Annotated in this window: 19 protein-coding genes and 3 tRNA genes; 7 read left to right on the top strand and 15 right to left on the bottom strand. The window is 56.6% G+C overall.

Going from position 1 to position 17,867, the window contains the following annotated elements; all coding sequences use genetic code 11:
• Positions 1–100: 100 nt before the first annotated feature.
• The 4 genes from KGP16_RS03530 to KGP16_RS03515 all read left to right on the top strand — a co-directional run bounded on the left by KGP16_RS03530 (position 101) and on the right by KGP16_RS03515 (position 1,455).
• Entirely contained in the window at positions 101–1,051 is a 951-nt protein-coding gene (locus KGP16_RS03530) for a LysR family transcriptional regulator (protein WP_223500836.1), read from the top strand.
• A gap of 65 nt (positions 1,052–1,116) precedes the next feature.
• Positions 1,117–1,203, top strand: a tRNA-Leu gene (locus KGP16_RS03525).
• Between the two features lie 35 nt (positions 1,204–1,238).
• Positions 1,239–1,325, top strand: a tRNA-Leu gene (locus tag KGP16_RS03520).
• A gap of 43 nt (positions 1,326–1,368) precedes the next feature.
• Positions 1,369–1,455, top strand: a tRNA-Leu gene (locus KGP16_RS03515).
• A 79-nt stretch (positions 1,456–1,534) separates the two neighbouring features.
• Here KGP16_RS03515 and KGP16_RS03510 read toward each other — a convergent pair.
• Positions 1,535–1,819 (bottom strand): DUF1435 domain-containing protein, encoded by a 285-nt coding sequence (locus KGP16_RS03510; RefSeq protein WP_021808011.1) that lies wholly within the window; start codon positions 1,817–1,819, stop codon positions 1,535–1,537.
• Positions 1,820–2,057: 238 nt separating this feature from the next.
• Between KGP16_RS03510 and KGP16_RS03505 the strand changes: the two genes are divergently transcribed.
• Entirely contained in the window at positions 2,058–3,128 is a 1,071-nt protein-coding gene (locus KGP16_RS03505; protein ID WP_021808010.1) for a GGDEF domain-containing protein, read from the top strand.
• Between the two features lie 141 nt (positions 3,129–3,269).
• On the top strand, positions 3,270–4,412 hold the full coding sequence (gene ampH / locus KGP16_RS03500; RefSeq protein WP_021808009.1) for a D-alanyl-D-alanine-carboxypeptidase/endopeptidase AmpH: 1,143 nt from the start codon (positions 3,270–3,272) through the stop codon (positions 4,410–4,412).
• Between the two features lie 11 nt (positions 4,413–4,423).
• Here ampH and hpaA read toward each other — a convergent pair whose 3' ends face one another.
• The 9 genes from hpaA to KGP16_RS03455 all read right to left on the bottom strand — a co-directional run bounded on the left by hpaA (position 4,424) and on the right by KGP16_RS03455 (position 12,657).
• Entirely contained in the window at positions 4,424–5,320 is an 897-nt protein-coding gene (gene hpaA / locus KGP16_RS03495; protein WP_024485495.1) for a 4-hydroxyphenylacetate catabolism regulatory protein HpaA, read from the bottom strand.
• A 123-nt stretch (positions 5,321–5,443) separates the two neighbouring features.
• A complete protein-coding gene (gene hpaX, locus KGP16_RS03490; protein WP_059199638.1) occupies positions 5,444–6,814 on the bottom strand; it encodes a 4-hydroxyphenylacetate permease in 1,371 nt (456 codons plus the stop codon).
• A gap of 11 nt (positions 6,815–6,825) precedes the next feature.
• On the bottom strand, positions 6,826–7,623 hold the full coding sequence (gene hpaI / locus KGP16_RS03485; protein ID WP_223500835.1) for a 4-hydroxy-2-oxoheptanedioate aldolase: 798 nt from the start codon (positions 7,621–7,623) through the stop codon (positions 6,826–6,828).
• An 11-nt stretch (positions 7,624–7,634) separates the two neighbouring features.
• Positions 7,635–8,438 carry a 2-oxo-hept-4-ene-1,7-dioate hydratase gene (gene hpaH / locus KGP16_RS03480; RefSeq protein ID WP_021808005.1) on the bottom strand — a complete coding sequence of 268 codons (804 nt, stop codon included), beginning with the start codon at positions 8,436–8,438 and terminating at the stop codon, positions 7,635–7,637.
• Positions 8,439–8,452: 14 nt separating this feature from the next.
• Positions 8,453–8,839, bottom strand: coding sequence for a 5-carboxymethyl-2-hydroxymuconate Delta-isomerase (locus tag KGP16_RS03475; protein ID WP_021179191.1), 387 nt, complete (start codon positions 8,837–8,839; stop codon positions 8,453–8,455).
• A 9-nt stretch (positions 8,840–8,848) separates the two neighbouring features.
• Positions 8,849–9,706: a 3,4-dihydroxyphenylacetate 2,3-dioxygenase gene (hpaD, locus tag KGP16_RS03470; protein ID WP_021808004.1), complete on the bottom strand. Its 858-nt coding sequence runs from the start codon at positions 9,704–9,706 to the stop codon at positions 8,849–8,851.
• A gap of 106 nt (positions 9,707–9,812) precedes the next feature.
• A complete protein-coding gene (gene hpaE, locus KGP16_RS03465; protein ID WP_115159038.1) occupies positions 9,813–11,267 on the bottom strand; it encodes a 5-carboxymethyl-2-hydroxymuconate semialdehyde dehydrogenase in 1,455 nt (484 codons plus the stop codon).
• Positions 11,264–12,028, bottom strand: coding sequence for a fumarylacetoacetate hydrolase family protein (locus tag KGP16_RS03460; protein ID WP_021808002.1), 765 nt, complete (start codon positions 12,026–12,028; stop codon positions 11,264–11,266). The genes hpaE and KGP16_RS03460 overlap by 4 nt, the downstream gene beginning before the upstream one ends.
• Positions 12,029–12,030: 2 nt before the next feature.
• Positions 12,031–12,657 carry a fumarylacetoacetate hydrolase family protein gene (locus KGP16_RS03455; protein ID WP_059199635.1) on the bottom strand — a complete coding sequence of 209 codons (627 nt, stop codon included), beginning with the start codon at positions 12,655–12,657 and terminating at the stop codon, positions 12,031–12,033.
• A gap of 260 nt (positions 12,658–12,917) precedes the next feature.
• Between KGP16_RS03455 and hpaR the strand changes: the two genes are divergently transcribed.
• Positions 12,918–13,361, top strand: a complete 444-nt coding sequence (gene hpaR / locus KGP16_RS03450) for a homoprotocatechuate degradation operon regulator HpaR (protein WP_021808000.1) — start codon at positions 12,918–12,920, stop codon at positions 13,359–13,361.
• Between the two features lie 40 nt (positions 13,362–13,401).
• Here the strand turns inward: hpaR and KGP16_RS03445 are convergent, their stop codons facing one another.
• From KGP16_RS03445 to KGP16_RS03425, 5 genes are read right to left on the bottom strand one after another with little or no spacing between them, the layout of a single operon-like run.
• A complete protein-coding gene (locus KGP16_RS03445) occupies positions 13,402–14,193 on the bottom strand; it encodes an SDR family oxidoreductase (protein ID WP_223500834.1) in 792 nt (263 codons plus the stop codon).
• A 4-nt stretch (positions 14,194–14,197) separates the two neighbouring features.
• Positions 14,198–14,989 carry a MoaF C-terminal domain-containing protein gene (locus KGP16_RS03440; protein ID WP_179248441.1) on the bottom strand — a complete coding sequence of 264 codons (792 nt, stop codon included), beginning with the start codon at positions 14,987–14,989 and terminating at the stop codon, positions 14,198–14,200.
• Positions 14,990–14,999: 10 nt separating this feature from the next.
• Positions 15,000–15,782 carry an SDR family NAD(P)-dependent oxidoreductase gene (locus KGP16_RS03435; protein ID WP_218519904.1) on the bottom strand — a complete coding sequence of 261 codons (783 nt, stop codon included), beginning with the start codon at positions 15,780–15,782 and terminating at the stop codon, positions 15,000–15,002.
• Positions 15,775–16,362, bottom strand: a complete 588-nt coding sequence (locus tag KGP16_RS03430; RefSeq protein ID WP_218519905.1) for a DUF3156 family protein — start codon at positions 16,360–16,362, stop codon at positions 15,775–15,777. The genes KGP16_RS03435 and KGP16_RS03430 overlap by 8 nt, the downstream gene beginning before the upstream one ends.
• Positions 16,337–17,830, bottom strand: a complete 1,494-nt coding sequence (locus KGP16_RS03425; RefSeq protein WP_021179181.1) for an APC family permease — start codon at positions 17,828–17,830, stop codon at positions 16,337–16,339. Before KGP16_RS03425 ends, KGP16_RS03430 begins: the two co-directional genes overlap by 26 nt.
• Positions 17,831–17,867: the final 37 nt, after the last annotated feature.

Here is a 17,867-nt window from a genome sequence, read left to right as displayed (position 1 = left end):
ACATGGATGTCGAAACAAAGTCTGGTTGTTTATGCCACAAAGATAAATAATGCAGATTGCACATCACTGTTCATAAATCACCAACAATGCGGGCGGAAAAATGGATCAGGTTCAGGCTATGCGCATCTTTATCCGGATCGTGGAACTAGGCAGCTTCAGCCGCGCGGCCGAACGGTTGCAACTGCCGCGAGCCACGGTAAGCAACGTGCTCAAACGCCTGGAGCAACGGCTTGGCGTCAGATTATTGGTGCGCACCACGCGCCAGGTTCAGGTCACCGCCGAGGGGACGCTGTACTACCAACGTTGTCTGCACCTGCTGGACGCCCTGGAAGAAGCAGATACCCTGTTCAGCCACCACAAGCTGCAACCTACCGGCAAGGTGCGGATCGATATGCCCCATTCGCTGGCGCGGGAAATCGTTATCCCGGCGCTCGATGAGTTCTATCAACGCTATCCAGAAATAGAAATTGCGCTGGGAGCCAACGACACCCACGTTGATCTGCTGCGCGAAGGTGTGGACTGCGTGCTGCGGGCTTGGGAAACCGCAGACGATACGCTGGTTGCCCGGCGGATTGCCCAACTGCCGCAGCTCACCTGCGCCTCCCCCGATTATCTAAAAGCGTTTGGTACCCCACAATCGATCGACGAGCTGCAACATCATCGGGCGGTGGGCTATTTCTCTTTGGTGAATAACCGCAACTACCCGCTGGAATTTTGTCGTGATGGTCACCTTGAGCTTCGCGAATTGCCAAGCAGATTGAGCGTTAGCGGAGCCGATGCCTACACCAGTGCCTGCCGTGCCGGATTGGGCCTCATCCAGGGGGCGCGTTATACGCTCTCTCCCTGGTTGCAAAGTGGTGAAATGGTGGAAGTGCTGGCCGATACGCCACCACCGCCGATGCCGATCTACATCATGTATCCGCCTGGCCGTTTCCTTGCCCCTCGTGTCAGGGTATTGATTGATTGGCTGATTACGTTGTTCGAGGGCCATAAAAGCGCTGATATGCCGTTTTTTACAGCAAACGCCGCTAATCCAGGAAATAACTATTGACGTCCCCGCCAAAATCTCTAGAATTCGCCTCCGTGGTAGCGTTACTCCGGTAACGTATCTGGTATGCGAAGGTGGCGGAATTGGTAGACGCGCTAGCTTCAGGTGTTAGTGTCCTTACGGACGTGAGGGTTCAAGTCCCTCTCTTCGCACCAAATAACCACATGATTTATATTGCACAGCATCGTATGCGAAGGTGGCGGAATTGGTAGACGCGCTAGCTTCAGGTGTTAGTGTTCTTACGGACGTGAGGGTTCAAGTCCCTCTCTTCGCACCAAGCTGGTGATATAAATCGACATCAAAGCAACACATCAAACTGTGCGAAGGTGGCGGAATTGGTAGACGCGCTAGCTTCAGGTGTTAGTGTTCTTACGGACGTGAGGGTTCAAGTCCCTCTCTTCGCACCACTTGATGGGTTCTCTTCTAGCTGTTTCTGCATTAAAACTCACTGAAAAAACCAACACGCTCAGGCGTGGTTTTGTCGTTTCAGTTAAAGCTGAAATGCAGGCTGATTGCGGCCAGTCCTCCGGCTAGAGCCATGCAGGAAGGGAGCAGCAGGTAATGACGCCAGCGGCTGTTAAACAGCATCACCAGCGTGGCCAGCATAGCAACCACGATCAGAGTACGTAGTTGCATCATATCCAGGTCGATCAACGCCAGAAACGGCATCAGAGCACAGGGCAGCAACACGCCCCAGGCGCTGGCAAGCCGATTCCCCAGGCACCAACTGATGCCCCACAATCCACAAGCGGTAACCATGGCTGCTAACATGATAACCCCACCCTTTAAGTGATAATGATAACCAATATCATATAACACTTTTTTTGGGCCCGCACTCTTTTCAAGATCCGGCTGAACGCGGATGACAGCCTGCGCGAAAAATGTTAGTTTCATATAAGAAAATTCTTAACATTTATAGTCTGTTAATAATAACCAATTGGAATTATTCAGCAGGCATTGTCCAACATTTTTCCTTCGACCGGCCCCATTGGTAAAGAGTGATCCCCGTATGAACTCGCGTTCTTATCAGCAACTGCAAACCAGCAAACAGCGCTTATCCCTGTTTCTTTTCTTGTTGATGAATGCAGCCTCTGCCATTTTTACTTTATTCGTGCCCTTTAAAGAAATCCCGGCATTCACGCTGCCGCTATTGTGCATTCCAGCAATTTGCCTGGCGGCCATGCTATTTACGCTGTATTCACCGCGCCACTATGTCCAAAGGCTCAACCTGCTCGCCATCACCCTTGGGTTGCTATGGGCAGCGCACATCTATAGCAAGAGCCAACTTATCGCCAGTGACAACCACAGCTTTTTGCTGATCAGCCTGTTCAGTATTTTCTTTATCAGCGCGATCTCGCTGACGGATAACCTGCTGGCCTTCTGTCTGCATGCCGTTCCCTCGGCGCTGATAATCCTGTGGCTGGACGGCATGCATAACACCATGCGTATTCTGTTCACCACCCTGCTGCCAATCGTCGCCTTCTCGGTGCATCATTTGCTGTTGAAGCGCAGCGAAATGTTTACCCAACATCTGGTGGCCAACCTGTATCACGAACGGGATAAATTCAGCGATCTGAGCATGATCGATCCGCTAACCGGCCTGTATAACCGCCGTGGGCTGGAGAGTAAACTGGATCAGTTGCTCTCGCCGACCTCGGGCAACCACTTTGTGCTGCTACTCGATATCGACCACTTCAAGGTCTACAACGATCGCTACGGTCACACCCTGGGCGATCAAGCTTTAGTCCAGGTGGCAACGACCATCCGCGATGCGGTGCGCTCACGGGATATCGTGGTGCGTTACGGCGGAGAAGAGTTTTTGGTTCTGCTGACCAACGTCGGTGAAGATTACGCGGCCTATCTGGCGGAAAAGGTGCGCCAATGCGTGCAGGAATTGACCATCACCCATCGTTTCCACGCGCAGGAGACAACCAGGGTGACGTTAAGCGCCGGGATTTCTGCGCTGGATAAGCTGGACATCGACTCTGCGATCTGTGCCGCCGACGCCGCGCTGTACCGGGCCAAAAACAGTGGCCGCAACAATATTCAGCTAGCCCCCCACCCACAGCCAGTCGCCTGATCTTTTCCCCTTCGCCGGAAGGGGAAAGGTGAAAAACTTTTACCTGTCGCCACTTTTACCACATGCCAATCGCGCCGTAGCGCATTACACTAGCTGACAACTTACGCCTTCCCTGCCACATTTTTATATGGAACACGACCGTTGAAGACCTCACTCTCCACGTTATTGCTGGCGCTTGGCCTGTGTGCCACCCCCTTGGCCAGTCAGGCGACCGACGCGCAGCTCACCTCACAGATTGTCGATCGGTATGCTGAACATATCTTCTATAACAGCGGCGCAACCGGTATGGCGCTGGTGGTGATCGATAACAATCAGGTGGTTAACCGCAGTTTTGGCGATACCAAACCGGGCAACGATCTGCGTCCACGGCCAGATTCCCTGATCCGCATCGCCTCCATCACCAAACTGATGACCAGCGAAGTGATGGTCAAAATGGCGGCGGAAGGTAAGGTTAAACTCACCGATCCACTGCGCAAATATGCTCCCAAAGGGGCCGTCGTTCCTGCCTACAATTCTCGCCAGCCGATTACCTTGCTGAACCTGGCAACGCACACCAGCGCCCTGCCGCGTGAGCAACCCGGCAAGAAACCGCCAAAAACGCCGGTGTTTACCTGGCCCACCAAGTCACAGCGCTGGCAGTGGTTGTCTCATGCCACCATTACCGTGCCACCGGGCGTGCGGGCGGCCTACTCCAACCTGGCCTACGACCTATTGGCCGATGCGTTGTCACGTGCCGCTGGCAAGCCTTATAACGTCTTGTTGCGCGAGAAAGTCACTGGTCCACTGGGAATGGTTGATACCACGCTGACGCCAAGTGCAGAGCAGTGCTCACGCCTGATGGTGGCTGCCTCTGGGCCAAGCGCCTGCCGCGATACCACAGCCGCCAGTGGCAGCGGTGGCGTTTACTCGACGCCGCGCGATATGCAGCGCTGGATGCAGCAGTTCCTCTCCTCCAACGTAAGCGGCTCGCGCAAGCCAACGGCTTTAACCGAACAAACCATGTATTTCCAGCGCAAAGATCTGACGTCACTGAAAGGCATGGACGTACCGGGTGAAGCCTCTGCTTTAGGGCTGGGCTGGGTCTATATGGCGCCGAAAGACGGTCTGCCAGGGATCATCCAGAAAACCGGCGGCGGCGGCGGCTTCATCACCTATATGGCGATGGTGCCGCAGCAAAATATCGGTGTGTTTGTGGTTGTTACCCGCTCGGAGTTGACCAAGTTCACCAATATGAGCGATCCGGTCAACCGGCTAGTCGCGGATTTGGTGGCCAACAAAGGCTGACCCGCTCCTGGTTATGACAGCACGTGTTGCGTAGCGCGATAGGCGGAAGGCGAACAGCCTTCCAGCCGATTGAAGAAGCGTGCGAAGTAGGCGGGATCTTTGAACCCCAGGCTGTAAGCCGTTTCATGCACCGTGCAGGCGCTGAACAGCAGCAGCCGTTTGGCTTCACGCAGCAGGCGATCGAAGATCAGCCGCTTGGGTGGCCGATTGGCAAAACGGCGGCATAGATCGTTGAGGCGTGATTCCGTCACTCCCAGCGACTGGGCATATTCCGGCACCGACAGGTGATCGCGAAAACGCTCGTCCACCATCTTGTTAAAACGCTGGAACAGCTTCAGTTCGCCGCGCACACCGCTGGCGGCCTTGTCATCCAATGAGGTATTGCGCAGCATCAACGTGAAGACCGCTTGGGCCAGCAATGCCAGCGTCTGCTCGCGCCCGGCCATCTTTTGGCTGAACTCGCGGGCGATCAGTTCCCAATAATGCCCAAGCGCCGCCAACTCTTGCGGTACTGCGGCCAGCGAAAGGCAAATTCCCGGCATATCCAGCGCCAGATTACTGCCCGGATACAGGCGTTCCAGCAACGGCCAGATCAGTTCCTGCCGCACCGTTAACACGTGGCCGTCGCTGTCTGGTTCGGTGAAAAAGGCGTGTGGTACTGAGGGTGGGGTGAGGATAAACAGCGGAGCCTGCACCGAATAGTGCTGATCGTCAAGCTGTAGCTCTATCCTGCCAGTGGCCAGATAATGCAACTGGAAGAAGCGGTCGTGCCAGTGCACCTGCATATCCCGGCCAAAAAATGCCGCCAGCCCGGCAAAAGTTTCGTAGTGCACCTCATCAGCGGCGTAACGCGCGTCATACTCTTTGCCAATATCGATATTGGCGATAAAGCCGGTACTTTTCTGCACGTTATCCTCCGGTGAAAATAAGAGAAGGAATGGGTGAAAAGGAAAATATTACCGATTCAATTTCCCCTCACCCCGACCCTCTCCCAAAGGGAGAGGGGGCGTATCCTCAAGCACTATCAAAGTTTATGGTGTGGCCCGCGGTCGTGAATCCTTCATTGGGATTCGCCATACCAGCACGGCTCCGATTATCAGCAACGCCGAGACAAAATAGAGCCCGGAGTTAAAGCTGCCGGTCACATCTTTGAACCAGCCGATCAACAGCGGGCTGACCGCCGAGCCGATGTTACCGGTGGCGTTGATCACCGCGATCCCCACCGCTCGGGCTTCAAAGCTGATTGACTGATCCGGCGTGGTCCAGAAGATCGCCATCGCGGTAAACGAGCCGACCGACGCCATCACGATCCCTAATAGCTGAACCATGCTGTGGTTGGTCGCCGAAGCCAACAGCCAACCTGCCGCCGCAAACAGATATGGCAGCGCGGTGTGGAACTTGCGCTCCTGCAAGCGATCCGAACGTTTACTCCACCAGATCATACCGGCGATGGTACAGATTTGCGGGATCGCCGCCAGAAAACCGATCATGATGTTACTGCTGCTCTGGTTGAAGCTCTGCAGGATCTGCGGCGTCCAGATATTGATGGCGCTCAGGGTATTGGTGAGGCAGAAATAGGCCAGCGTATACATCAGCACCACCGGCGTCAGCACCTCACGCCACAGGCTGCGCTGTTGCAACGCCCGGTGGCTGCTTGGCCCTTCCGGCTGCACCAGTTGCAATTTGTCGGCTTCCATCATCGCTTTTAGGCTGGCCTTCTCTTCGCTGGTCAGCCACTTGGCCTTGGCCGGCGTATCGTCCAGGTAGAACCACACCACCACGCCAAGGATCACCGAAGGGATCCCTTCCAGCAGGAACAGCCATTGCCAGCCTTTCAGGTTCATCATGCCATCCAGCGCCAGAATATAACCGGACACCAGCGACCCCAATGCCATCGTGACCGGCATGGCAATCATAAACAGCGCGTTAGCCCGAGCACGGTAAAACGCCGGGAACCAGTAGGTGAGATACACCAGGATCCCTGGCAGGAAGCCCGCCTCGGTAATACCGACGATCATCCGCAGCACGTACAGACTGGTTGGCCCAGTGGCAAACATGGTGCAGGTAGAAGCAATGCCCCACAGCACCATGATGGTGGCGATCCAACGCCGTGCCCCCACCCTGCTCAGCATCATGTTGCTGGGGATGCCGAAGATCACGTAGGTGACGTAAAACAGCGTTGCGGCCAGGCCGAACATGGTGGAGCTAAGACCGAGGTCCTGCTTCATGGTCAAACCGGCAAACCCGATGTTGATACGGTCAAGGAACGAGAAAACAAACAACACAAATAAGAAAATAATCAGGCGCCGAAATAACTTTTTAATCACCGACTGCTCGGTGGCGGTTAACGCTTTATGTTGCTCTGCCGGGTTCAGTGGCTTGAGCGAATCGACGTTGCTCATGATGACTCCGATTAGTAAACGCCCTGGGATGATTGCTCCGCCGGTTTATCCTGTTTGAAACTGCTGAGCAGGGAGTCTGCCGCCCGTACCAGCAGAGTGGTATCCACGCCAACGGCAACAAACAACGCGCCAGATGCCAGATAGTGCTGTGCCAGTTCCTGCTGTGCCATCAGGATGCCCGGTGCCTTGCCTGCGGCACGGATGCGGGCAATGGCATCGTCGATAGTGCGTTGCACTTCGGGATGCTGTGGATTACCGGCAAAGCCCATGTCGGCACTCAGATCCGCCGGGCCGATAAAGACGCCGTCCACCCCTTCTACTTCCAGGATGGCATCCAGATTTTTTACCGCCTCTCGGGTTTCTATCTGCACCAGCACGCACATCTGGCTGTCGGCTAGATGCAGGTAATTCGGCACCCGGTTCCAGCGCGAGGCCCGAGCCAGCGCACTGCCAACCCCGCGAATACCGTTTGGTGGATAACGGGTAGCCCGCACCGCTTCCCGCGCCTGCTCGGCGTTTTGGATCATCGGGATCAACAGGGTTTGCGCACCGACGTCCAGCAGCTGTTTGATCAGCACCGGATCGTTCCAGGCCGGGCGCACCACCGGATGGCTGGCATAAGGCGCAATCGCCTGCAACTGGCCCAATATCGTTTGCACATTGTTGGGCGCATGCTCGCCGTCGATCAGTAGCCAGTCGAACCCGGCTCCGGCCAGCAGTTCAGCGCTGTAGCTGCTGCACAGCCCCAGCCACAGACCGATCTGCGGGCGTTTTTCCTGCAGGGCCTGTTTGAAATGGTTAGTTAGCATGGTGTTTCTCCTTAGACAAACCGGCAACTGATGCAGCCCATAGGGCCATAGTCGGCATGGAAGGTATCGCCGCGCCGCGCCGCCACCGGGCGGGTGAAAGAACCGCCAAGAATGATCTGCCCGGCTTCCAGTTCCACGTCATACGGGGACAGCTTATTGGCCAACCAGGCCACGCCATTGGCTGGGTGATTGAGCACCGCCGCCGCCACGCCAGACTCTTCAATCACGCCATTGCGATACAGCAAGGCACTGATCCAGCGTAGGTCCAGCGCGTCCGGCTTGATCGGCCTGCCCCCCATCACCACACCGGCGTTGGCAGCATTGTCGGAAATGGTGTCGAACACCTTACGTGGACGCTGGGTTTGCGGATCGACGTTATGACTGCGAGCATCGATGATCTCCAACGCCGGGATCACATAATCGGTAGCGTTATAGACATCAAACAGCGTGCAGTTCGGCCCGCGCAGCGGCTTCGCCAGCACAAACGCCAGCTCCACTTCGACACGTGGCACGATAAAGCGATCGATCGGAATGTCGCTGCCATCGTTAAAGAACATGTCGTCCAGCAGCGCGCCGTAGTCCGGCTCGGTGATCTGCGAGCTGACCTGCATGGCGCGCGAGGTCAGCCCGATCTTATGCCCCTTCAGAGTGCGCCCTTCGGCGATCTTCAGCTCAACCCACTGGCGCTGGATAGCATAGGCATCTTCAATAGTGATCTCCGGGTGATCCAGCGATAGCGCGCGGATCTGTTCCCGGCTCTGCTCGGCCTGATGCAGGCGCTGCACGGCTCGGCTCAGTACGTCTTTATCCAGCATTTACCACTCCTTGTTCAGTCCTTGCTAAACAGCGCATGGACGTTGTTCTGCTTATAGTTGAGCACCGGATCCAGCTCTTCGATGGTGAAGGAGAGCGCCAGATAACGGTTAGCCATCAGCGCGGCGAAGTGATCCTTGATCAGGATGAACAGCATTTCGCCCACCTGCTGGCGGCTCTCCAGGCTGCGGCCGTGGCCAATCTTCAGCGTCATATGCACAAAGGCATAGTTCTGCTTGCCGTCGGCCATCTGCCAGGTATCCAGCCAGATGGCGCGGCTACGGATGCCCGCCAGCGGGAAGATGCCGGTTTCCGCCAGCGCGTGATTAACCTTGTCGAACAGCGCGGGTAAATCCGCCTCCCGGCGGATGTTGTCGGTACATTCAGCGTAAAAATGGGGCATTGGGTATCCTCAGGCTTCAGCAGGAAGAGGGAATATGCCGTTGACCTGGCCGGTTCCGGAACTGGCAAACAGCGGGGTAACAAACTCCACCTTGCCCTGATACTTGTCCCAGCCCAACAGGCCCAGCAACATCACGGTGTCGTGCATATTGCCTTCGCCATAGCAGTAGTCAGCGTACTCCGGCAGCATTTCGCAGAACTCGCGGAAGCGCCCTTCTTCCCACAGTTTCACTACCCTTTCGTCCATCTGCTGGTCGAACTGGCGGGTGTAGCTGTTCATGCCCTGCTCGGCACGTTGATCGTCGATAAAGCGATGCGACAGCGAGCCGCTGGCCAATACCGCCACGGTGCCGTCGTATTTCTCAATCGCGGTTTTAATCGCTTCACCCAGGCGGCGGCTATCGGCAAAATCATGCACGGTGCAGAAGGCAGAAATGGAGATCACCTTGAAGTGGCGGTCGCTGTTCATGTAGCGCATTGGCACCAGCGTGCCGTATTCCAGCTCCAGGCTTGGGATCTCGTGCGCCTTGGCACGTACGCCAAGCTTGCGAGCTTCCTCGGCAATCATCTGGCCCAGCTCCGGGTTGCCGTCATATTCGTAAGTCATGTCACGAATGAAGTGCGGCAGCTCGTTGCTGGTGTAAAGCCCTTTGAAATGCGAGTTGCAGTTGATGTGGTAGGCGCTGTTCACCAGCCAGTGGGTATCAAACACGATAATGGTGTCGACGCCCATTTCGCGACAGCGGGCACTGATTTCTTTGTGACCATCAATGGCGGCTTGACGGCAGCCATGGTGTTCTCCTGGCAATTCAGACAGGTACATCGAAGGAACGTGTGTAATCTTTGCGGCTAATGCTAATTTACCCATATGTCCTCCTATTCCCTTTATCTTTCAGCCTGCGGCACGGCTGGCCGCAGGCTGATGTCTATCGGGTCTAGTCCTTGGTTGTTGTTTTAAAGGGCACGGAGCTATCTCACACTCCCCAACGTGGGATCGGGTGATCCCCCATGGAGATACAAACGTTTTTCATCTCGGCAAATACTTCGAAGCTGTACTCACCACCTTCCCGGCCGGTGCCAGAGGATTTCACCCCGCCAAACGGCTGGCGCAGATCGCGTACGTTCTGGGTGTTGACGAAAACCATACCCGCTTCAATATTGCGGGCCAGACGCAGTACTTTGCTCACATCCTGCGTCCAGATGTACGACGCCAGGCCGTACTCCACATCGTTGGCCATGCGCAGGCCGTCTTCTTCTGATTTGAACGGCAGGAGGCAGGCCACCGGCCCGAAGATCTCTTCCTGCGCGACACGCATATTGTTGTTAACATCGGCCAGCACCGTTGGGCGCAGGAAGTTGCCGTGGGTCAAACCGGCCGGTTTATCCGGGCCGCCAGCCAGCAAAGTGGCCCCCTCTTCGATACCCAGGCGGATATAACCGGAGACTTTTTCCCAATGCTGCTGGCTGATCAACGCCCCAACCTGAGTATTTGGATCGGTTGGATCCCCCACGCGCAGGCGGTTGGCACGCTCGGCAAAGCGTTTGACGAATTCCGGATAAATGCTTTCTTGAATGAAAATGCGTGAACCCGCAGTGCAACGTTCACCGTTGATCGAGAAGATGGTGAACAGCGCCGCATCCAGCGCCCGCTCGATATCAGCATCCTCAAAGATCAGCACCGGTGATTTGCCGCCCAGTTCCATCGAGAATTTCTTCAGCCCGGCGCTTTCAATAATGCGGCGGCCAGTTGAAGTACCGCCGGTGAAGGACACCGCACGCACGTCTTTATGGCGCACCAAAGCATCGCCCGCCGTCGCGCCATAACCTTGCACTACGTTCAGCACCCCGGCAGGAATACCGGCTTCCAGCGCCAGTTCGCCCAGGCGATCCGCCGTCAGTGGCGAAAGCTCGGACATTTTCAGCACCGCCGTGTTACCCAGTGCCAGGCAAGGCGCGGTTTTCCAGGTGGCGGTCATAAACGGCACGTTCCACGGCGACACCAGCGCACACACGCCCACCGGCTGGATCAGCGTATAGTTGAGCATCTTGTCGTCCACCGGGTAGGTGCGGCCATTCATCTGCTGGCAGATCTCGGCAAAGAACTCAAAGTTGTGCGAGGCGCGTGGGATCAGCACGTTTTTGGTCTGGTGGATCGGCAACCCGGTGTCCGCGGTCTCCATCTCGGCAATCTGCGGCACGTTCTGGTCGATCAGCTCACCCAGGCGACGCATCAGGCGCGCACGCTCTTTCATCGGCGTATTGGCCCATTTCGGGAAGGCCTCTTTGGCTGCGGCTACTGCCTGGTCGATTTCGAGCTGGCCACCGGACGCCACTTCCGCCAGCACCTCGCCGTTAGCCGGGTTGGTGGTGGTGAAATACTCTTTGCTGGCGACGTTCTTGCCGTTGATCCAATGGTTGATGGTTTTCATCCCTTGCTCTCCTCGTAATCTTTTTCACTGATGATGTGGTTAACCAAGCGGCCAATGCCTTCGATCTCCACCACAATTTCATCCCCAGGCTGCACGTCGGCCAGCCCTTTCGGCGTGCCGGTGGCGATCATGTCGCCAGGCTGCAACGTCATAAATTCACTCAGGTATTCGATCAGGAACGGGATGTCGAAAATCATGTCGGCAGTGGTGCCGCGCTGGCGCAGTTCACCGTTAACATAGGTGCTGAGCGTCAGGTTATGCGGATCCGCGACATCGTCACGATCGACAATGTAGGGGCCGATAGGCGTCAAGGTGTCGCGGCTTTTCACCCGCAGGTTGGGGCGGTAGTAGTTTTCCAGGTAGTCGCGGATGGCGTAGTCGTTACACAGGGTGTAACCGGCCACGTAATCCATCGCCTGCTCGCGGCTGACGTTGCGCGCGGTTTTACCGATCACCGCCACCAGCTCGGCTTCGTAGTGCATGTATTCCACCTGCGCCGGTCGCACGGAAACCTGGCGGTGGCCGGTCAGGCTGTTTGGCCCTTTGAGGAACACCAAAGGCTCTTCCGGCGCTTTAAACTCCAGCTCACTGGCGTGATCGGCATAGTTCAGGCCGAGGGCAAATATCGTGCCCTGCGCCGGTGGCAGCCATTCCACATCGTACTCATCGAGCTTACTGCCATCGGGTAGGGTAACGCTTAGCTGGTCGTCTACGGTGACGTTAACAATCTGGCCATGATGGCGGATACGAGCATGTCTCATGGTTATTCTCCTGCCTGCGTCACTGGGTTGGTAAGGGTTGGCAAACCTGCGGCCCGCACCGTCACTTGGTCACCCGGCTTGATCTCAACCCGCTGGTGTGGCGTGCCAATCAGCACCGCATCCCCCGGTTGCAGGGTAATAAAATCGCTGATGGCGGCGATCAGTTCCGGCACCGAACGCACCAGATCGGCCGTTGACCAGCGATCCTGCTCCACGCCATTGATTTCGGTGATGATTTCCAGGCCGCTGGTACTAGCCAGTGGAGCAACCTCTCCCAACGGGCAGAAACCGTCACGGCATTTGGCTTTGATTGCCGGGCGATAGAAGCTGGTTTCCGGCAGGCTGACGTCGTTTGCCAAGGCGTAACCGGCCACATAATCGGCCACCTTATCCGCTGGCACCTTGCGGGCGGTGCGACCAATCACTACTGCCAGCGTTGCGCCACTTTGTACGGTTTCACCAGCCGGGAACGGGATGCTGCCACCGTTGGCAAGATGGGTATTGCGCGGTTTGATGAACCACACCGGCGTCTTGGGCGGCGTTTGGTAAGGGGCGGCGCGAAACGCCTGATCCCAGGCATCAAGCTGGCTGCGGTGGTTAAGTGCTACGGAAAATACGGTGCCTTTCATGCAGACTCCTTCTACGGAACGCCAATCATTAATATGTTAATGAATACTTTTATACGCTGTTCAGCATTTACGCAACGTTGTTAATTTAATTTGTGATCGTGATAACGAAATATTCACAAATTATGCACATTAGCGTTATTAATCAGCAAATTAACCTTTTTTGCAGGATTTTTACGTGACGGATCGCGTTTTACCGTTCTCCGCCGGTCAAAAATTGGCTACTATTAAGTTGTTAATAAAATTAAGCCAAGGCCATCGACATGCATGAATCGTTAACCATCGCCCTGTTGCAGGCGCGTGAAACCGCCATGGGGTTCTTCCGCCCGATCCTGAAAAGCCACAACCTGACAGAGCAGCAATGGCGCATCATTCGCGTATTGGCCGATAACCGTTCCATTGAGTTTCACGAATTGGCCGCAGAGACCTGCATCCTGCGCCCCAGCCTGACCGGCATCCTGTCGCGCATGGAGCGGGATAAGCTGATCTTTCGCCTCAAGCCGGTTAACGATCAGCGCAAGCTGTACGTGTCCTTGACCCAGCAAGGCCAGGAGCTGTATGAACTGGCACGCCACCAGGTGGAACAGGGATATGGGGAAATAGAAGCAGCATTCTCGAAGCAGAAGATGGATCAGTTGATGACGTTGCTCGATGAGCTGATCCGCTTAGGGGATCAACAGGCTAACAACGTGGTTGCTCACAAATAGGGGTGCTGCTCGCAGCCCCCATCAGCACCTAGAGGGTTCCTCAATTAATGACAGGTTGGGTTTCCGGCAATAGCGCACCGCCATCCACCACCAGCGTCTGGCCGGTGATATAACTCGCAGCCGGCGAGGCCAAAAAGACCATCGCTGCCGCAATATCCTCCGGCTCCCCCAACCTGCCCAGCGGCACCGCAGCGGCTATCGCCTGATTCAGCGCTTCCCCGCCCAGATTTGCCATCGCGGGCGTGCGGATCATCCCCGGCTCCACGCCATTTACCGTGATCCCTTCACATGCCAGTTCCAACGCGGCAGCGCGAATAAAACCATTTACCCCCGCCTTGGAAGCCGCATAGTGCGCCAGCCCTGGGTAGGCTACCCTTGGCCCAGTGACCGACGAGGTCACCAGAATACGTCCGCCCCCCTGGCGCTTCATCCACGGCAACGCCGCCTGCGCCAGAAAGAACGGGGCCATCAAATTGACGCTCAAGGTGCGTTGCAACAGTTCGGCATCAATCTGGTTAAACGGCCTCAGCGGAAAATAAGCGGCGTTGTGGATCACCACGTCCAGCCGTTGATGCCGCTGCGCTGTCTGTGTGACCAGCTCGGCAATCTGCCCTGCATCGTCCATATCACAGGCGGTCGCCTCCACGTTACAACCCCGTTGGCACAGGCTTTCAGCCGCCTCCAGTGCCTTTTGCAGTTGTAAGTCCGCCATCACCACCTTGGCCCCCAAACGTGCAAAGGCGCTGACGATCGCCAGCCCAATGCCCTGTGCACCGCCGGTCACCAGCACCACCTGCCCGGCAAACGCATCACTGGCATAAATCGCCGTCATCGGCTCAGGCCTTAGGGTAATGCGTGGTGTTAAGGATCTGCGCGTGAGCGCCTACGGCAAAGTTGCTCAGGCTGCTGAAATCACTGCCCTGATAACCGAGGATCTTGCCATCGGTGCGCATCTCTTGCAGGTCGATCATCACTACGCCCAGCGTCGGAATGATCTTCTCGCGCCAGACGAACAGATACAGCTTCTCCGCCACTTTGACGTAATGGCAGCGATCGACATCCGCCAGCCCTTTCTCGACCCCGTCCAAGCACTGCCAAGCGTAGAAATTATTGTTCAGATAAATATGCTCATAGCGCTCCGTCGGGCTGTAGGTATACAGATTACGCATCCCGATCAATTCGTCGGTAAACTGCGGCAATGCTGCATCGCTGCTATCCAGTCGGCCAAAGCGGAATTCGGCATTCACCGCCGTGAGCGGCAACCCCTGCTCTACCCGGCTAAAAGCATCCAGCCGCGCCTGTGATTCCTCCGGCAACTGACCATAGACGGCGGTAAAGTTACCCTGCTGACGATCGCACACCAGCGTAACGCTGCCGTTGGGCCGCTGCGGATCGAGGAAATCGATAAACAGGATCCCCGGGCGAATGCCGGTTGCCCGGTAATCAACCCGTTGCTCTCCCCACTGCAGGGTTTGATCGTCGTTAAAGCTGCACTGCACCGTTTCCCCTTCGGCAAAATGGAACGCCAACGAAGTACCGGCCAAATCCTGCTGCTCCAGCGTATGGCTGTGAGGGGCGAAACCTTCCGCCAGTGCGCCAACCTGAATAAATACCGCTTCTGAACTCATGACAATCTCCTTACAGGGAAGTGAAAGCTAAGGTCGGCACATCGACAATGGTGGAACCGCCATCGGCCACCAGCGTTGCGCCAGTAATAATTGACGCCTGCGTTGAGCAGAGAAAACGACACACCTGGGCGATCTCTTGCGCACTGGCCGGGCGGCGCAGCGGCACATCGCGACAGACATGTTGATAGGCCTGCTCGAGCGTTAAGTTATGTGCCGCCATCAACGGCTGCATCTCTTCATCGGCCATCGGCGTGGTCACCCAGCCGGGGCAAACCGCGTTGGCACGCACGCCCTTTGGGCCATAGTCACGGGCGATGGAACGCATCAGGCCGATTAGCGCGTGTTTGGCGGTGACATACCCACACACCTCCGGCCCGGCGGCCAACGAGGCGATAGAAGCGACAAACAGCAGATTGCCGCCGTGCTTCACCAGCTCCGGCAAACAGGCCCGGGCGCTGGCAAACGCACTATTGAGATTGCTGTCCAACGCCTGTTGCCATTGGACATCGGTGACGTCGGTGATACGACCCAACCCCATCCCGCCAGCGCTGGCAATCAGGCAGTCGATACGTCCGGCCCGCTGTAAAATGGCTGGCAGGATGTCGGTTTGCCAACTGGCTCCGCTGGCGGCGTCTCCAACTACGGCATACGCCCCAATCTCCGCAGCCAAGGCGTTCAGCGGTTCTTGGCGGCGGCCAACAATAAATACCTGGTCGCCTTCCTTCGTAAGCAACCGGGCACAGGCGGCACCAATGCCAGTCCCGCCGCCGGTAATGACCACCACTCTACTCATTACTTTTCTCCATCAACTGGCCGATCATCAGGAAACTGCTCAGCAGCAAGCGCCGCTGCTCGGCTTCCAACCGCAGATAGCGACGGCTGGCGGGAAGGCGGCTGACCACTTCGGAAGCGGCAAAATGCTCAATATCCAACTGCCAGTTGCCCTCTGTTATCGTGAGCGTGGCGCGGCGGAAATCGAGCTTGGCTAACGTGTCGCCGATTTGTGGGTATTGCCGCAACGCGGCAATCAACTGCTGGGCACCATCATGTTTGGCCTTGGTGCGATAAACCACGCCATTACGACGCAGCCAACCACCAGTGATGATGTTGAGCACCAGCGGCTCGGTAAAACGTGCGTTGCCCTGCAAGCGGAAACGGTGAGTGACGATGTGCGCCAAAAACAGCGACTGCACCTGCTCTGCCACCTCTATTACCGGCCCCTGTGGCAGCGTGAGCCGTAACTGATTAACGGCAACGCGCTCACAGGCGTAAGGCTGCAGGTTCGCCGTCAACCGGGTGAGCGTGGTCCCTGCCTGATAACCAGGAGGGTCACGCCGCCAATAACGATTAAGTGAGGGAAGTAAGCCGATCAAATTCCACCTCCGCAGCTTCTGCCTTGTTGAAGGCACTCTCCAGCACCTCTTCCACCGGCACCGGTTTAAACGGATTCACCTTCTGTACGCACAGGGTCCAGAACAGCGCATAGGCGGAGGTCAGGCCGATCATGATGCCAAAGGGAATGTAGACATCGCGTGGGTTCATGCCCGGCGGCGTGATGTAAAAAATCGCCAGCACGATCCCGATGCTGGAGACAATCTGCGGCAGCGGGAACCAAGGCGATTTATAGGCGCGTGGCAGATCTGGACGGCGGATACGCAGGATCACCACCGAGCAGGTCACCAGCAGGTAAGCCACGCCCCAGGCGCAGACCGCTGCCAGCACCATCGGCATGATGCGGTCCAGATTGCCCTGAATGGCGAAAGCGTGAACGCAGGGGATCAGCACCGCAGCGGCAATCGCAACTACCGGTGTTTTAAAGCGTGGATGCAGATAAGCGAAGATGCGCGGCATAGCGCCGTCCAACACCATGCCGTAGATAATGCGTGGCACCGCCGCCATCAGGGTGTTAATGGTGGCCGCCCCGGCTAACAGCAGCCCAACACCCAGCCAGTATTTACCGAAGTTGCCCATGATCTGGCCAGCAAATGCCGGGATAGCCATCGGCGTATCCAACAGATGTACGTTATTGGCAGCATCTACTACCACGTTCTCCACTTGATGGCTAAGTGCTGCTCCGTATAACGCCATACACAACGCTACACCGCATAGTCCCAAGGACATGGCACGCGGGATCACGCGGTGAGAACGTTTGATCTCCGGCGCCATCGGCGTCACCAACTCGCAGCCGACGAACATAAACATCGCCATACCCACCAGGCTGAACACCGCCAGGGGATCGCCGACATCCAGCGTGGTGCCAAACCAACCTTCTAGCGGTACAGCATGCGGTAAAAGCAACCCGGCGATCGAAAAGATCATCAAGGTGCTCCACATGCAGAACGTCAGCACGACCTCAGCCTTACCGAAGGCTTCAATGCCAAACGCATTCAGAATACCGAAAATGATCACCAAACCCACGCCGATCATCCACGAGCTGTTGTTGCTTTCCATCAGGGTATTGAGGTGCTCAAAGTTCACCAGCGCCATGATGCCGGAAAGAATGGTTTCGGCGGTACCGGCAAAGATATGCACGATCAGATAGGCAGACAGGGTGCCGGTAATGGCAAAAAATCGCCCCATGCCGCAGGAGATATAGTCATACACCGAGCCGGTGGTGGGCAGGATCGCCGCCGCTTCCGAGAAGGTGGTGAGCTGGGCTTGCATCATGATAAAGGCGATCAGCATCGCCAGCGCGAAGGTGTCACCACCGATACCAAAACCGCTGGTAACGGTGAGGATCACCGGGCTGGCCATGATCACCCCAACCGAACTGGCTAACGTGGTGGGGAACCCGACCTTGCCCCGTTCTAGCTGGGCACTGAGCCGCGACGACAGGTTCATGGTTACTTCCTCTTATAGTAGTTTTACCCGGTGTTGT

The organism is Serratia sp. JSRIV006 (assembly GCF_019968685.1).
GTDB lineage: Bacteria > Pseudomonadota > Gammaproteobacteria > Enterobacterales > Enterobacteriaceae > Chania > Chania fonticola_B.
The sequence above is the reverse complement of the archived record's forward strand: the minus strand, read 5'-3'. Positions and strand labels throughout refer to the sequence as shown.

Coding starts and splice junctions, on each gene's coding strand:
- KGP16_RS03530 (WP_223500836.1), top strand. CDS start 101: ATGGATCAGGTTCAGGCTATGCGCATCTTTATCCGGATCGTGGAACTA.
- KGP16_RS03510 (WP_021808011.1), bottom strand. CDS start 1,819: ATGTTAGCAGCCATGGTTACCGCTTGTGGATTGTGGGGCATCAGTTGG.
- KGP16_RS03505 (WP_021808010.1), top strand. CDS start 2,058: ATGAACTCGCGTTCTTATCAGCAACTGCAAACCAGCAAACAGCGCTTA.
- hpaX (WP_059199638.1), bottom strand. CDS start 6,814: ATGAGCAACGTCGATTCGCTCAAGCCACTGAACCCGGCAGAGCAACAT.
- hpaI (WP_223500835.1), bottom strand. CDS start 7,623: ATGCTAACTAACCATTTCAAACAGGCCCTGCAGGAAAAACGCCCGCAG.
- hpaH (WP_021808005.1), bottom strand. CDS start 8,438: ATGCTGGATAAAGACGTACTGAGCCGAGCCGTGCAGCGCCTGCATCAG.
- KGP16_RS03475 (WP_021179191.1), bottom strand. CDS start 8,839: ATGCCCCATTTTTACGCTGAATGTACCGACAACATCCGCCGGGAGGCG.
- hpaD (WP_021808004.1), bottom strand. CDS start 9,706: ATGGGTAAATTAGCATTAGCCGCAAAGATTACACACGTTCCTTCGATG.
- hpaE (WP_115159038.1), bottom strand. CDS start 11,267: ATGAAAACCATCAACCATTGGATCAACGGCAAGAACGTCGCCAGCAAA.
- KGP16_RS03460 (WP_021808002.1), bottom strand. CDS start 12,028: ATGAGACATGCTCGTATCCGCCATCATGGCCAGATTGTTAACGTCACC.
- KGP16_RS03455 (WP_059199635.1), bottom strand. CDS start 12,657: ATGAAAGGCACCGTATTTTCCGTAGCACTTAACCACCGCAGCCAGCTT.
- hpaR (WP_021808000.1), top strand. CDS start 12,918: ATGCATGAATCGTTAACCATCGCCCTGTTGCAGGCGCGTGAAACCGCC.
- KGP16_RS03445 (WP_223500834.1), bottom strand. CDS start 14,193: ATGACGGCGATTTATGCCAGTGATGCGTTTGCCGGGCAGGTGGTGCTG.
- KGP16_RS03440 (WP_179248441.1), bottom strand. CDS start 14,989: ATGAGTTCAGAAGCGGTATTTATTCAGGTTGGCGCACTGGCGGAAGGT.
- KGP16_RS03435 (WP_218519904.1), bottom strand. CDS start 15,782: ATGAGTAGAGTGGTGGTCATTACCGGCGGCGGGACTGGCATTGGTGCC.
- KGP16_RS03425 (WP_021179181.1), bottom strand. CDS start 17,830: ATGAACCTGTCGTCGCGGCTCAGTGCCCAGCTAGAACGGGGCAAGGTC.